General features: G+C 67.3%; 13 protein-coding genes and 1 pseudogene. 10 read left to right on the forward strand and 4 right to left on the reverse strand.

Annotated features, from left to right (window positions below; all coding sequences use genetic code 11):
* The 4 genes from VFG33_RS07210 to VFG33_RS07225 all read left to right on the forward strand — a co-directional run.
* Positions 1–437, forward strand: a 437-nt coding sequence (locus VFG33_RS07210; protein ID WP_325023702.1) for an extracellular solute-binding protein, incomplete at its 5' end; no start/stop codon positions are given.
* Between the two features lie 6 nt (positions 438–443).
* Positions 444–1,391: a carbohydrate ABC transporter permease gene (locus tag VFG33_RS07215; protein ID WP_325023704.1), complete on the forward strand. Its 948-nt coding sequence runs from the start codon at positions 444–446 to the stop codon at positions 1,389–1,391.
* Positions 1,391–2,203, forward strand: a complete 813-nt coding sequence (locus VFG33_RS07220; protein ID WP_325023706.1) for a carbohydrate ABC transporter permease — start codon at positions 1,391–1,393, stop codon at positions 2,201–2,203. Before VFG33_RS07215 ends, VFG33_RS07220 begins: the two co-directional genes overlap by 1 nt.
* Positions 2,204–2,218: 15 nt before the next feature.
* Positions 2,219–3,811, forward strand: coding sequence for a glucoamylase family protein (locus VFG33_RS07225; RefSeq protein ID WP_325023708.1), 1,593 nt, complete (start codon positions 2,219–2,221; stop codon positions 3,809–3,811).
* 45 nt (positions 3,812–3,856) lie between these two features.
* Here VFG33_RS07225 and VFG33_RS07230 read toward each other — a convergent pair.
* A pseudogene (locus VFG33_RS07230) lies at positions 3,857–4,525 on the reverse strand (FadR/GntR family transcriptional regulator); the annotation flags it as partial.
* A gap of 195 nt (positions 4,526–4,720) precedes the next feature.
* Here VFG33_RS07230 and VFG33_RS07235 point away from each other — a divergent pair.
* The 4 genes from VFG33_RS07235 to VFG33_RS07250 are packed head-to-tail and all read left to right on the forward strand — an operon-like array spanning position 4,721 to position 9,074.
* A complete protein-coding gene (locus tag VFG33_RS07235) occupies positions 4,721–5,986 on the forward strand; it encodes an ABC transporter substrate-binding protein (RefSeq protein ID WP_325023710.1) in 1,266 nt (421 codons plus the stop codon).
* Positions 5,986–6,921, forward strand: coding sequence for a carbohydrate ABC transporter permease (locus VFG33_RS07240; RefSeq protein WP_325023712.1), 936 nt, complete (start codon positions 5,986–5,988; stop codon positions 6,919–6,921). Before VFG33_RS07235 ends, VFG33_RS07240 begins: the two co-directional genes overlap by 1 nt.
* Positions 6,911–7,759 (forward strand): carbohydrate ABC transporter permease, encoded by an 849-nt coding sequence (locus VFG33_RS07245; RefSeq protein ID WP_325023714.1) that lies wholly within the window; start codon positions 6,911–6,913, stop codon positions 7,757–7,759. Before VFG33_RS07240 ends, VFG33_RS07245 begins: the two co-directional genes overlap by 11 nt.
* Positions 7,760–7,787: 28 nt before the next feature.
* The gene (locus tag VFG33_RS07250; RefSeq protein ID WP_325023716.1) at positions 7,788–9,074 is read left to right on the forward strand and encodes an alpha-L-fucosidase; all 1,287 of its coding nucleotides are present in this window, start codon (positions 7,788–7,790) and stop codon (positions 9,072–9,074) included.
* A 2-nt stretch (positions 9,075–9,076) separates the two neighbouring features.
* On the opposite strand, the gene VFG33_RS07255 is transcribed toward VFG33_RS07250, so the two are convergent.
* Both VFG33_RS07255 and VFG33_RS07260 read right to left on the reverse strand, forming a co-directional pair.
* The gene (locus VFG33_RS07255; RefSeq protein WP_325023718.1) at positions 9,077–9,580 is read right to left on the reverse strand and encodes a MaoC family dehydratase; all 504 of its coding nucleotides are present in this window, start codon (positions 9,578–9,580) and stop codon (positions 9,077–9,079) included.
* A gap of 30 nt (positions 9,581–9,610) precedes the next feature.
* Positions 9,611–10,126 carry a YflT domain-containing protein gene (locus tag VFG33_RS07260; RefSeq protein ID WP_325023720.1) on the reverse strand — a complete coding sequence of 172 codons (516 nt, stop codon included), beginning with the start codon at positions 10,124–10,126 and terminating at the stop codon, positions 9,611–9,613.
* Between the two features lie 74 nt (positions 10,127–10,200).
* Between VFG33_RS07260 and VFG33_RS07265 the strand changes: the two genes are divergently transcribed.
* Entirely contained in the window at positions 10,201–11,316 is a 1,116-nt protein-coding gene (locus VFG33_RS07265) for a magnesium and cobalt transport protein CorA (RefSeq protein WP_325023722.1), read from the forward strand.
* A 102-nt stretch (positions 11,317–11,418) separates the two neighbouring features.
* Positions 11,419–12,444, forward strand: a complete 1,026-nt coding sequence (locus tag VFG33_RS07270; RefSeq protein WP_325023724.1) for a helix-turn-helix domain-containing protein — start codon at positions 11,419–11,421, stop codon at positions 12,442–12,444.
* On the opposite strand, the gene VFG33_RS07275 is transcribed toward VFG33_RS07270, so the two are convergent.
* Positions 12,413–12,905 (reverse strand): tetratricopeptide repeat protein (locus VFG33_RS07275; protein WP_325023725.1); only part of this gene is annotated, 493 nt, incomplete at its 5' end. The genes VFG33_RS07270 and VFG33_RS07275 overlap by 32 nt on opposite strands.

Raw genomic sequence — 12,905 nt, forward strand, 5'->3', positions numbered from 1 at the left:
CGATCGCGAAGCTCGGCGGCGCCAAGATGAAGGACAACATCGGCGTCTTCGAGATGCCGAAGAACAAGACCTCGACCTCGTTCGTCGGCGGCAGCAACTTCGTGGTCTTCAAGAACAGCAAGAACAAGGACAGCGCCTGGCAGCTGGTGAAGTTCCTCTCCGACGCGAAGACCCAGGCGGAGTGGTTCAAGCTGTCCACCGATCTGCCCGCGGTGAAGAGCGCGTGGGAGGACCCGAGCATCGCCTCGGACCAGCTGCTGCCGATCTTCGGCAAGCAGCTCGAGGATGCGAAGGCGCCCCCGGCGATCGTGAACTGGGAGCAGGTCGCGACCGCCTTCGACACCGAGGTGGAGAAGATGGCCAAGGCCGGCCAGTCCCCCGCGGACACCGCGAAGGCGATCCAGACCAAGGCCTCGTCGATCGGTACCGGTAGCTGATCGCCGATGTCCTCCGCCACGCTGCAGGACCCGCCTGCCCGGACCCGGCCGCGCGACCGGCCACCGGTCCGGCGCCGCGGTTCGCTCAACCACCAGACCGCCGCCGCCTGGATTCTGACGCTGCCGTTCGTGGTCCTTTTCCTCGCGTTCACCGCCGGGCCGGTGCTCGGTTCGCTCGGGATGAGCTTCACGGACATGAAGCAGCGGGACCTCCGGACACCGCTGGCGGTGAACGGGGTGGGGCTCGACAACTATGTGAAGGCGCTGTCCGACGAGACGTTCCGCAAGGCCGCGTTCAACACGGCGTACTTCGTCGTGATCGGGGTGCCGTTGACCCTGACCGCGGCGCTGGCGGCGGCAGTGCTGCTGGACCGTGGCGTGAAGAAGTTCGCCAGCTTGTTCAAGGTCGCCTACTACCTGCCGGTGATCACCTCGATCGTCGCGATCGCGGTGATCTGGCGGTTCGTACTGGCACCGGACTCCGGCCTGCTGAACACGGTGCTGTCCTGGGTCGGCATCGACGGCCCGAACTGGCTGGCATCGAAGACGTGGGCGATGCCGTCGCTGATCGTGATGGCGATCTGGCGCAACTTCGGCGCCCCGATGATCATCTTCCTCGCCGGGCTGCAGGCCATCCCGCAGAGCGTCGAGGAGGCCGGTCAGCTCGACGGTGCGAGCGCCTGGCAACGGTTCCGGTACCTGATCCTGCCGCTGCTCAGGCCGACCATCCTGTTCACCAGCGTCACCACCGGGATCGGCTACCTGCAGTTCTTCGAGGAGCCACTGGTGATGACCCAGGGCGGTCCGCTGAACAGCACGTTGTCGGTGTCGATGTACACCTACCAGCAGTTCGGCTTCGGCAACTACGGGCTGGCCACGTCGATGAGCTACCTGCTGTTCGTCGTGATCGCGGTCATCACCTTCCTCCAGTTCCGGCTGCTGAGGGAGAAGTGATGAGGCGCACCTGGTGGATCTACCTGATCGCGATCCTCGGCCTGGTCGCGGTGGCCGCACCGTTCGTGTGGATGTTCCTCGGCAGCTTCAAGACCCAGGGCGAGCTGCTCCAGGTGCCGCCGACCTGGTTGCCCGAGGCACCTACCACGCAGAACTACGACGACCTGTTCAGCAAGGCCAACTTCCCGCGGTACTTCCTCAACTCGGCCGTGGTCGCGCTGGCGGTGACAGCCGGCAACGTGATCTTCTGCTCGATGGTCGGCTACGCCCTGGCCAAACTGCGCTTCCGCGGCCGGACCGGGCTGTTCATCCTGGTGATGGGCACCCTGATGGTGCCGGGCGTCGTCACCTTCGTCCCGCTGTTCGTGCTCGTCACCAACGCCGGGCTGGCGAACAGCTATCCCGGCCTGATCCTGCCGTTCCTGGTCTCGCCGTTCGGCGTCTTCCTGATGCGGCAGTTCTTCTCCGGGCTGCCCGACGACCTGATGGACGCCGGCCGGGTGGACGGCACCAGCGAGCTCGGCATCTTCGCCCGGATCATGCTCCCGCTCACCAAACCCGCCCTGGCCACCCTCGCCATCCTCACCTTCCTCGGTTCCTGGAACAACTTCCTCTGGCCGCTGGTGATCGCCCAGACCGAGGACAAGTACACGCTCCCCGTAGCGCTCGCCCTGTACTCGACCGGACAGAACGCGCAGAACTTCGGCCTGTTGATGGCCGGCGCGGTCGTGGTCGTCGTACCGGTATTGGTGATCTTCCTGGTCTTCCAGCGCCACGTCACCCGGGGCATCGCCATGACCGGATTCAAATAACTACTGGAGGCTCAGATGACCGCCAACATCAGCCGACGCACCTTACTTGCAGCCAGCGGCTCCGCCGCCCTGATCGGTACTGCGGCCGCGAGCAGCACCTCGTACGCCGGGACGCCCAGCCCGGGTGAGCTCCTCAGACAAGGGTGGAAGCCAAGTCGCCAGGACAAGGCCCTGGTCGGCCGCTGGGCCCGGGACACCTGGCGCAGCATCGTCGCGATGACGGACGAGACGACCGGCCTGCCCGCCGACAACATCGGCGAATCCGTCAGCAGTCCCGTCCGCAGCAACTACACCTCCCCGACGAACATCGGTGGGTACCTCTGGAGCACAGTGGTCGCCCGCGAGCTCGGCATCATCTCGCCCCACGAGTCGCTCCGGCGGATCACCCAGACCCTCACAACGATGTCGAGGGTCGACCACCACGACCCGAGCGGCATGTACTTCAACTGGTACGACGAAGCCACTGGTGAGGTCCGGTACGTCGATCCGGACGGGACGAAGCCGATCACTCCGTTCGTCTCCAGCGTGGACAACGGGTGGTTCGCGGCCGGACTGATGGTGGTCCGCAACGCCGAGCCGCGCGCCCGCCGACTGGCGGATTCCTTGCTCAGCAAGATGAATTTCGCCTACTACTACAACCCCGATGCCCGGCCCGGGGTCGGGGCAGGGCTGATGCGCGGCGGCTTCTTCGAGACCCCGCCGCCGGACGAGGAGACCGACAAGGGCAACCACGCCGGCACCGGTCCGGACGTGTACTACCGCAAGTTCCACTACGACACCTGCAACACCGAGGCCCGGATCGCGCCGTACATCGGCATCTCCCGCGGCGAGGTCCCACCGGAGCAGTACTTCGCCACCTACCGGACCTTCCCGGACTCCTGCGACTGGTCCTGGGTGGAGCAGAGGCCGGTCGGCGTGCACCGCACGTACCTGGGCATCGACGTGTTCGAAGGCAGCTACTCCTACCGCGGCATGCGGCTCGTGCCGTCCTGGGGCGGCGACATGTTCGAGTCGCTGATGCCCGACCTGTTCATCCCCGAGTCGACCTGGGCACCCCGCAGCTGGGGACTCAACCACCCGCTCACAGTGCGAGCCCACATCGAACACGGGCTCGACGACGCGAAGTACGGGTATTGGGGCTTCTCCCCCGCGAGCAACCCGAAGGGCGGGTACTCCGTCTACGGCGTGGACGCGATCGGGATGGACCCGGGTGGTTATCCCTCCGACCTGGAGGCGACGAACTACGACAACGGCTTCGCGGGATGCCGGGAGGGCACGAACCCCAACCCGACGTACGGCGATGGCGTGGTCACGCCGCACGCCGCCTTCCTCGCGATGCAGTACGCGCCGCGGCAGGCGCTGCGGAACCTCGCGCGGATCGAGTCGAACCTGCACGCGTACGGCGCCGGCGGGTTCTACGACTCGGTGGCGGTGAAGTCAGGGTTGATCGCCAAGCGCTACCTCTCGCTGGACCAGGCGATGGTGATGGGTGCCATCGGCAACGTCTTCGCCGGCGACCTGATCCGCCGCAACTTCAGCACCGGCGACGTCGCCCGCCGGGTCCGGCCCCTGATCGCGATGGAGCGGTTCACCGCCGGCCTCGACTGATCCCAGGGCCGCGGAGATCCAGCGTTCGACGCCGGCGATGTGGACCGTCGCCCAGGAGCGGGCCACGTCCGGCTCGGAGCGCTCGATCGCGTCCAGGATCGCGTGGTGCTCGGCCAGCGTCCGCTCGACCGCGTCGGACTGGGTCAGGCCGCGCCAGATCCGGGCCCGGTAGGTGGGCTGGCGCAGGCTGTCGATGATCGAGGCGAGGGCGCGGTTGCCGCTGCCGACCGCGATCAGCCGGTGGAACTCGACATCGCTGGCGAGCAGGTCCTCCACCGAGGGCGCCGGGCCGAGATCCTCCAGCAGTTTGCGCAGTACGTCGATCTCGCCGGCGCTCATCCGGACCGCGGCCCGGGCCGCCGCGGCCGGCTCGAGGATCCGCCGGACCTCGAAGAACTCCAGCACCGACGCGTCCTGGTGGAGATCCAGGACGAAGCCCATCGTCTCCAGCAGCAGCGCCGGGTCCAGGCTGGTGACGTAGGTGCCGTCGCCCTGCCGTACGTCGAGAACGCGGATCAGGGCCAGCGCCTTGACCGCTTCGCGCAGGGAGCTCCGGGACAACCCGAGGCGGGCCGCCAGGTCGCCCTCCCGGGGCAGCCGGTCGCCGGGATGCAGCTCGCCGGTGACGATCATCTGCTTGATGCTGTTGATCGCCTCGTCGGTGACACGCAAGGCCCACACACCTCCCGCCATACATCGGATGTCTCGCACCATAGCTCTCACCGATCGAACGGTCGAGGTTCTGGCCGCAAACACCGTGGTCCGGCGGGGCAACCCGACCCTCAGGCCACCTGATCCGGTTCAGTCGCCGAAAAATGTCAGGACTTTCCGTAATGCACGAGGTGTTGACGGACCCGGACTGATCCGCCTATAGATCGGATGAATCGACGGATTCCCCTGGAGGTCACGATGAACGGACTACGAGGTCCGGCCCGGCGCCGTCTGGTGGCGGCGCTGGCGGTCCTGGCGATGGGCACGGTGGCCGCTTGCGGTGGCGGCGGCGGCAGCGACGATGCGGCCTCGGCCGACCAGGCGGATCTGACCTGGCAGTTCTGGATCGGCGGCACCGCGGACCAGGCGGCCTGGCAGAAGGTCGCGGACCAGGCCAAGGCCGACCATCCCGGCATCACCGTCAAACTCGAAGGTGCCAGCTGGGAGAACTACTGGTCCAAGATCGGCACCACGCTGGCCAGCGGTAAGGCCCCGTGCATCATCGGCATGCAGAGCCTGCGGCTGGCGTCGTACGCGAACGCGATGCTGCCGCTCGACGACCTGATGGCGAAGTACAACGTGAAGGCCGAGGACTTCGACAAGCCGATCATGGACGGCCTCAAGTCCGACGGGAAACAGATCGCGATCCCCTACGACTCGGGTCCGATGGTGATCTTCTACAACCGCGACCTGTTCAAGGCCGCCGGGATCGCCGAGCCGAAACCGGGCTGGACGATGGACGAGTTCAAGGCGGCCGCGACCAAACTCAGCACCGGCGGCAAGTACGGGTTCGTGACCACGCCCGGCGACCTGGCGTTCCTGCCGTGGGTGCTGACGACGACCGGAGCCCAGCCGCTCAAGGACAACAAGCTCGCGCTCACCGATCCCGCCTTCACCGACGGCTATCAGCAGTACGTCGACCTGGTGGTGAAGGACAAGATCGCCCCGCGGGTCCCGGCCGGCGGCACCGACTTCGAGACCACCAACTTCATCTCGGGCAAGGCGGCGATGAAGCTGGACGGACCGTGGTCCCTGATCGACCTGAAGGGCAAGAGCAAGTTCAGCCTCGGCATCGCGCCGATGCCGGCCGGGGCGGACGGATCGAAGACCTACACGGCCGGCTCGGGCTTCGGGATCTCCCGGTCCTGCAAGACCCCGGACGCGGCGTTCCAGGCGATCGTGTCGATGACCAGCCAGAAGCCGCTGACCGACCTGGCCGCGGCCGGCCGAGCCTACCCGTCGCGACCCACGGCCCACGACGCCTGGTACACCGCCGCGAATCTGCAGGGCGCCCGCGAGACGATCGAGTACGCGTCACAGCACTCGATCCCGCTGGTCACCTCGAAGAACTGGGTGCAGGCCTCCGACCTGCTGCTCGACTTCGGGGTGCAGGCACTGAACGGCGAACTGCCACCGGATCAGGCGCTGAAGAACGTCCAGGACCAGGCGGGCGCCGGGTCCTGATGGCCACGGCGACCAGCACCGAAGCTCCGCCCGGTACCGCCCGGGCGGAGCGACGGCCGCGCCGGCTGCGGCGGGACGGCCGGTACGCCTGGATCTTCCTCGGGCCGAGCCTGGCCGGTCTCGCCCTGTTCACGCTGTTCCCGACCGCGATGGCGCTCGGGATCAGCCTGTTCGACTGGCCGGTCTTCGGCGAGCGCACCTTTCTCGGCATCGACAACTTCACCCACCTGCTGAACGATCCGATCTTCCGCAAGGTCATCTTCAACACCACGCTGTTCGTGGTGCTGTACGTCCCCCTCAACCTGATCGTGTCACTCGGACTGGCTGTCTGGCTCGGGCCGCAGATCTGGGGACGGCAGGCCTTCCGGGTGCTGTTCTTCATCCCGGTGATGACACCGATGGTGGCGAACGTGATGGTCTGGCGGCTGCTGCTCCAGCCCGGCGGTCTGTTCGACTCCGGATCGCAGAGCCTGTTCGGCGCCGACGCACCCAACTTCCTGGGCTCGACCAGCTGGGCGATGCCGACGATCGTGGCGATCTCGGTCTGGCAGGGTTTCGGCTACAACTTCCTCGTCTTCTCGGCCGCGCTGGACCAGGTGCCGCAGTCCCAGCTGGACTCGGCCTCGATCGACGGCGCGAACCCGCTGCAACGCTTCCGGTACATCACCTGGCCGATGATCACGCCGTCGATCTTCTTCGCCACCACGCTGACGCTGATCACCTCGTTCCAGGTGTTCGCGCAACCGTTCATCCTCACCGGGGGCGGGCCGGGCGTGTCCACCCAGACCTTGGTGATGTACGTCTACAACCAGGGCTGGCAGTTCCTCAACATGGGGCTCGCCGCCGCGGCCGGCTGGGTGCTGTTCGTCATCATCATGGGCATCACCGCGATCCAGTTCATCGGTCAGAAGCGGTGGGTGCACTATGACGTCTGACACCAACTCGACCGCGCGCAAGGTCCGCGGCGGCGTCTCGCACACCCTGCTGGTGATCGTCGCGCTGATCTTCATGGCGCCCCTCATCTACGCCATCGCGACCTCACTCAAGCCGGCCGACGAGGTGTTCACCCCGACGCCGGACCTGATCGGCTCCGAGGTGCGCTGGCGGAACTACGTGGACGCTTTCCAGTTCGCCCCGTTCGGCCGGTACTTCCTGAACAGCCTCTTCGTGGCGGTGGTCGGGACCGTGGTGGTGGTGGTCGCCTCCAGCCTGTCGGCGTACGCGTTCGCGCGGCTGCGATTCAGGGGCCGTGAGCAACTGTTCGTGCTCTTCCTCGGCACCTTGATGGTGCCGCAGGAGGTCCTGATCGTGCCGATGTACTGGCTGATGCAGTCCCTCGGCTGGGTCGACAGCTACTGGGCCCTGATCTTCCCGTGGGCCTTCACCGCGTTCGGCACCTTCCTGCTCCGGCAGTTCTTCCTCACGGTTCCGGAGGAGCTCGAGGAGGCTGCGCGGGTGGACGGATGCGGCCCGTTCGGAGCGTTCCTGCGGATCATGCTGCCGCTGGCGAGGCCGGCCATCGCCGTACTGACCGTCTTCACCTTCATCGCTTTCTGGGGCAGCTTCCTCTGGCCGTTGATCATCACCAACAGCGTCGACCAGAAGGGCACCGTGCCGCTCGGACTGGCCCAGTTCGTCGGCCAGCAGGGGACCCAGTGGAACCTGATGATGGCCGCCTCGATCCTGGCCATGCTGCCCACCGTGCTGCTCGTCATCCTGCTGCAGAAGCACCTCGTCCGAGGTCTGCTCGTCACCGGACTCGGTGGCCGATGACCGCCAAACACAAGAGGAACGGATACCGATGACCGACCTGGCTGCTGCCTCCGTCGCGAAGTTCAAGGACTGGCGTTTCGGGCTCTTCGTGCACTGGGGCCTGTACTCGCTGCCCGCGCGCCACGAGTGGGTGAAGAACCGCGAGCGGCTCACCGACGAGGACTACCAGCCGTACTTCGACCACTTCGAGCCCGACCTGTACGACCCCCGGGCCTGGGCCAAGGCGGCTCGCGAGGCCGGCATGCGGTACGCCGTACTGACGACCAAGCACCACGAAGGCTTCTGCCTGTGGGACTCGGACGTGTCCGACTACACCGTCGCCGGTACGCCGTGGGCCGCGGACCTGGTCGGCCCGTTCGTCGAGGCCTGCCGGGCCGAGGGTCTCGGAGTCGGCTTCTACCACTCGCTGATCGACTGGCATCATCCCGAGTTCCCGGTGGACACCGTGCACCCGCAGCGCGACGACCTCGAGGCCCGGGCGAAGTCGGCCGGCCGGAACATCCAGGTGTACGCCGACTACCTCCACGCCCAGGTCCGCGAGTTGCTGACCCGGTTCGGGCCGATCGACATCATGTGGTTCGACTTCTCCTACCCCGGCCGCCCGTTCGACGACGGCACACCGTCGGGCAAGGGCAAGGACGACTGGCGGTCCGAGGAGCTGATGGCGATGGTGCGCGAGTTGCAGCCGGGCATCCTGATCAACGACCGGCTCGACATCCCCGGCGACTTCGTCACCCCGGAGCAGTACCAGCCGAGCGGCCCGATGACGCGGGACGGCCAACCGGTCCTCTGGGAGGCCTGTCAGACCCTCAACGGCAGTTGGGGTTACGACCGCGACAACCTGGACTGGAAGTCCCCCGATCTGCTGATCCGGATGCTGATCGACTCCGTCTCGAAGGACGGCAACCTGCTGCTCAACGTCGGACCGACCGGGCGGGGTGAGTTCGACCCGCGGGCTCTGGCGACGCTGGCCGAACTCGGTCGCTGGACCCGGTCACATGGGAGGTCGATCTACGGCGCGGGGCCGAGCGAGTTGGCGCCACCGCAGGACTGCCGCTACACCCAGCGCGGGAACCGGCTGTACCTGCACGTGTTCGCCTGGCCGATGCACCACCTGCATCTACCGGGGATGGCGGACAAGGTGAAGTACGCGCAACTCCTGCACGACGCGTCCGAGGTTCGGCGTACGGTCAGCGACCCCGATCAAACCGCCCAGAACACGACCATGGGCGGCCTGCCGCCAAACACCCTCACCCTGACTCTCCCCATCCAGCGCCCCGACGTCGCCGTCCCCGTCATCGAACTCTTCCTCTGACGTCAGGACAGCGGGGTGGGGCGGGCGGGTTGTTCGCCGCCGCGGGCCTCCAGGTAGGAGTCCTTCGGGACCATCACCTTGCGCTTGAACAGGCAGACGACGGTGCCGTCCTGCTTGTAGCCCTTGGTCTCGACGTAGACGACGCCGCGATCGTCCTTGGACTTGGACTCCCACTTGTCCAGGACGGTCGTCTCGCCGTAGATCGTGTCGCCGTGGAAGGTCGGCGCGATGTGCCGCAGCGACTCGATCTCCAGGTTGGCGATCGCCTTACCGCTGACGTCCGGGACGGACATGCCGAGCAGGATCGAGTAGATGTAATTGCCGACCACAACGTTCTGGCCGAACTGGGTGGTCTCCGCGGCGTAGTGCGTGTCCAGGTGCAGCGGGTGGTGGTTCATGGTGAGCAGGCAGAACAGGTGGTCGTCGTACTCCGTCACCGTCTTGCCGGGCCAGTGCTTGTAGACCGCACCGACCTCGAATTCCTCATAGCTCCGCCCGAACTGCATCCTGGCTCCTTCCGGTTGGTCCGGCAGAGCTTAGTTGGACTGCTCCGGCAGGCGCGGGGCCACCTCGCCCTTCAGCGCCAGTTTGGCCAGGTGGTTCCGGGCCTCCTCGGCGTACTTGAAGTCGCACAGAACGTCGTACGTGGTGGCCACCACCGACGTCCGCGAGGTGAAGTCGCGGGCACCGCGCAGCTGGCCGTAGCCGAGCGCGCCGAACGCCATCCCGAACAGTCCGCCCAGCACCAGGCCGGTCAGCAGCGCCGCCAGCCAGCCACCGTCCGGGGCGAAGATGCCGAGCAGGATCCCGACGAACAGTCCGAACCAGGCACCGCTGGCCAGGCCGGCGGTGATCGCGCGGCCCCAGGTCAGCCGGCCGGTGATCTTCTCCACCTGACGCAGGTTGTTGCCGACGATGGTGGTGTGCTCGACCGGGAACTTCTCGTCCGACAGGTAGTCGACTGCTCGTTGCGCCTCCCGGTAGGTGTCGTACGTGCCGATCGTCAGGCCCGTCGGCCGGGGGTCCATCGAGGGCATGCCCTGGGTGGTCATCGTCGTTCCTCTCCGCTTGCTTCCACTCCATCATTGCCGACGCCTGGTGACGGCGCGTTGATAGCCTCGCGGTGATGACCGGACGGAAGTGGGACATGAGCGCGACACGCCGGGTTGGACGTGTCTTCTCCCGGCGTTCCGGGGCCGATCCCGCCCCGATCGATCTGATCGATCTGGTCGGCAGCGGCAGGCTGGACGGAGCCCTGGTCGACTGGGCCTTCTACCGCGACGGCCGCCGGGATTCCAAGGTCGCCTCGTACGTCGACGCGCTGACCCGGGCCCGGCGCGGGGACGGATTCGTCTGGATCGGGTTGTTCCAGCCGACCGAGGACCAGCTGGCCGTGATCGGCAAGCAGTTCAGCCTCCACCCGCTGGCGCTCGAGGATGCCACCGAGGCCCACCAGCGGCCGAAGCTGGAGCGCTACGCGGACACCCTGTTCGCCGTCCTGAAGACCGTCCGGTTCGTGCCGCACGGGGATCTGACCGCGACCAGCGAGGTGGTCGAGACCGGTGAGGTGATGGTGTTCTGCGGCCCCGGCTTCGTGATCACCGTCCGGCACGGGGATCACGGTGAGCTGACCGGACTGCGGCAGAAGCTGGAGGCCGAGCCGAAGCGCCTCGCGGCCGGCCCGGGCGGCGTACTGCACGCGATCGCCGACCAGGTGGTGGACACCTACCTGGAGGTCGCGGACGCGGTCCAGGCCGACATCGACCAGATCGAGATCGAGATGTTCAGCCCGCGCGGCTGGCGCAACATCGACCGGGTCTACCAGCTCAAGCGGGAGGTGCTGGAGCTGAAGCGGGCGGTGGCACCGCTGGCCGGGCCGATGCGGGCACTGTCGACCCTGCAGCACCCGCTGATCTCGGACGAGACCAGGAACTACTTCCGCGACGTCGACGATCACCTGCTCCGGGTCAAGGAACAGGTGGTCTCGTTCGACGAACTGCTCAGCTCGATCCTGCAGGCGGGGCTGGCCCAGGTACAGGTGGCCGAGAACGAGGACGTCCGGCGAATCTCCGCCTGGGTGGCGATCATCGCCGTGCCGACGATGATCGCGGGCATCTACGGGATGAACTTCGACCACATGCCGGAGCTGAGGACGAAGTACGGGTACTACGTGGTCCTGGCCGTGATGGCGACCGCCTGCACGGTGCTCTACCGGCTGTTCAAGAAGTACCGCTGGCTCTGAGCGGTTGTGCGGCTTCACACGCACCTGCTTCAATCGGGGTCATCGCGTTCGGTCAAGAGCCCGCCACAGCCTGCGACCGACGACCTGGGGGAGGCAGGCACCGTGCTCCGGATCCACTTCACGCCGCACGACCTCGCGCGCACCACCATCTCCACCAGGCCCGCGACGCTGTGGGAGATCCTGCTCAGCCTGCACATGCTGCAGCACCAGGATGGCCGGCTGGTGTTCGACGACTGGCGCCGGCAGGTCCGCGTCAGGATGGCGCCGGACCAGCTGCGGCTGCTGCTCGAACTGACGCCGCCGAAGGGCTACTCGCCGGACTTCCTCACCCCCGCCGAGCCCGCGCCGGACTTCGACAGCGCACTGGACCTGGTGCTGGCGACACCCGCGGAGGAGATCCGCCACCAGCTGGGCCTGCTCAGCAAGTACCGGCCGGTGTCACCCTGGACCCGGGAGCTCGCCCAGGGCGCGCCTTCCTCGCTGCGCAGGCTCGGCGAGGCCCTCCGGACGTACCACGCCGCGGCGATCGCGCCGTACTGGAAGTCGATCGGCACCCACGTGTCGGCCGACCACGCCCACCGCGGCGACGCCCTCGTCCGGCACGGGGTCGACCGGCTGCTGTCGACGCTGCATCCGCGGGTCCGCTGGGTCGCTCCCACGCTGCAGGTGCTGGACATGCACGACCGCGACCTCTACCTGGAAGGCCGCGGCATCGAGCTGCAGCCGTCCGTGTTCTGCTGGCGGGTCCCGACCAAGCTGTGCGACCCCGAGCTGAAGCCGATCCTGGTCTACCCGATCCAGCACGCGCCGGGCGTCCTGCGCCCAACCACCTCGGAAACAGCAAGTTCGACAGACGCCCTGAGCTCCCTGCTCGGCGCGACCCGAGCGGCGGCGTTAGAAGCCGCGGTGACCAGCTGCACGACGACAGAGCTCGCCAAGCGCTGCCAGATCTCCCCTGCCGCGGCCAGCCACCAAGCGACCGTACTGCGGGAAGCCGGGCTGATCACCACCCGCAGAGCGGGCGCATCCGTCCGCCACGAGGTCACCCAACTGGGAATCTGGCTCCTCGCCGGCCACGGCTCCACCGCGTCCCGCCTTACTGAGCGGAGCGATCGAGCTCGGCAATGAGCTCCAGGGCCTCCGAATAGCCGTCCTGCAAGCGGGTCGCGCCGTACTCGTCGACCATCGCCAGGACCCGCTCCCAGGCTGCCCGTGCTGCGGCCTGATCACCGGCCGAGAGGTACGCCTTGCCCAAGCGGATCAGGCCCCGGGCTGCCGGGGCCGGCTGACCGAGCGTGAGGTTGATAGTCACCGATGCCTCGAAGTGAACGGCTGCCCGGTCGACTTCTCCCCTGCTGGCGACGGCCTGCGCGAGGGTGTCGTGGGTGTAGGCCCGGACCCGTTCCTCCGGGACATCGTGGCTCTGCTCGAACGCCTCGGTCGCGGTCACCACGGCTTCGTCGTACCGGCCGAGGGCGAGGTAGATAATGGCGAGGTTGTTCAGCTGATGGGCGATCGCGTTGGCATCCTGTTGTCTGCGGCCGATCGCCAGCGCGGCCTCCACCTGCTCGATCGCCTGGTCGTGGTCG

Origin of the sequence: Kribbella sp. (genome assembly GCF_035687465.1) — a bacterium.
GTDB lineage: Bacteria > Actinomycetota > Actinomycetes > Propionibacteriales > Kribbellaceae > Kribbella.

Excerpts from the sequence above, each read along its gene's own strand:
- VFG33_RS07215 (WP_325023704.1), top strand. The coding sequence starts at position 444 with ATGTCCTCCGCCACGCTGCAGGACCCGCCTGCCCGGACCCGGCCGCGC.
- VFG33_RS07250 (WP_325023716.1), top strand. The coding sequence starts at position 7,788 with ATGACCGACCTGGCTGCTGCCTCCGTCGCGAAGTTCAAGGACTGGCGT.
- VFG33_RS07220 (WP_325023706.1), top strand. The coding sequence starts at position 1,391 with ATGAGGCGCACCTGGTGGATCTACCTGATCGCGATCCTCGGCCTGGTC.
- VFG33_RS07265 (WP_325023722.1), top strand. The coding sequence starts at position 10,201 with ATGACCGGACGGAAGTGGGACATGAGCGCGACACGCCGGGTTGGACGT.
- VFG33_RS07225 (WP_325023708.1), top strand. The coding sequence starts at position 2,219 with ATGACCGCCAACATCAGCCGACGCACCTTACTTGCAGCCAGCGGCTCC.
- VFG33_RS07245 (WP_325023714.1), top strand. The coding sequence starts at position 6,911 with ATGACGTCTGACACCAACTCGACCGCGCGCAAGGTCCGCGGCGGCGTC.
- VFG33_RS07255 (WP_325023718.1), bottom strand. The coding sequence starts at position 9,580 with ATGCAGTTCGGGCGGAGCTATGAGGAATTCGAGGTCGGTGCGGTCTAC.
- VFG33_RS07260 (WP_325023720.1), bottom strand. The coding sequence starts at position 10,126 with ATGACCACCCAGGGCATGCCCTCGATGGACCCCCGGCCGACGGGCCTG.
- VFG33_RS07240 (WP_325023712.1), top strand. The coding sequence starts at position 5,986 with ATGGCCACGGCGACCAGCACCGAAGCTCCGCCCGGTACCGCCCGGGCG.
- VFG33_RS07235 (WP_325023710.1), top strand. The coding sequence starts at position 4,721 with ATGAACGGACTACGAGGTCCGGCCCGGCGCCGTCTGGTGGCGGCGCTG.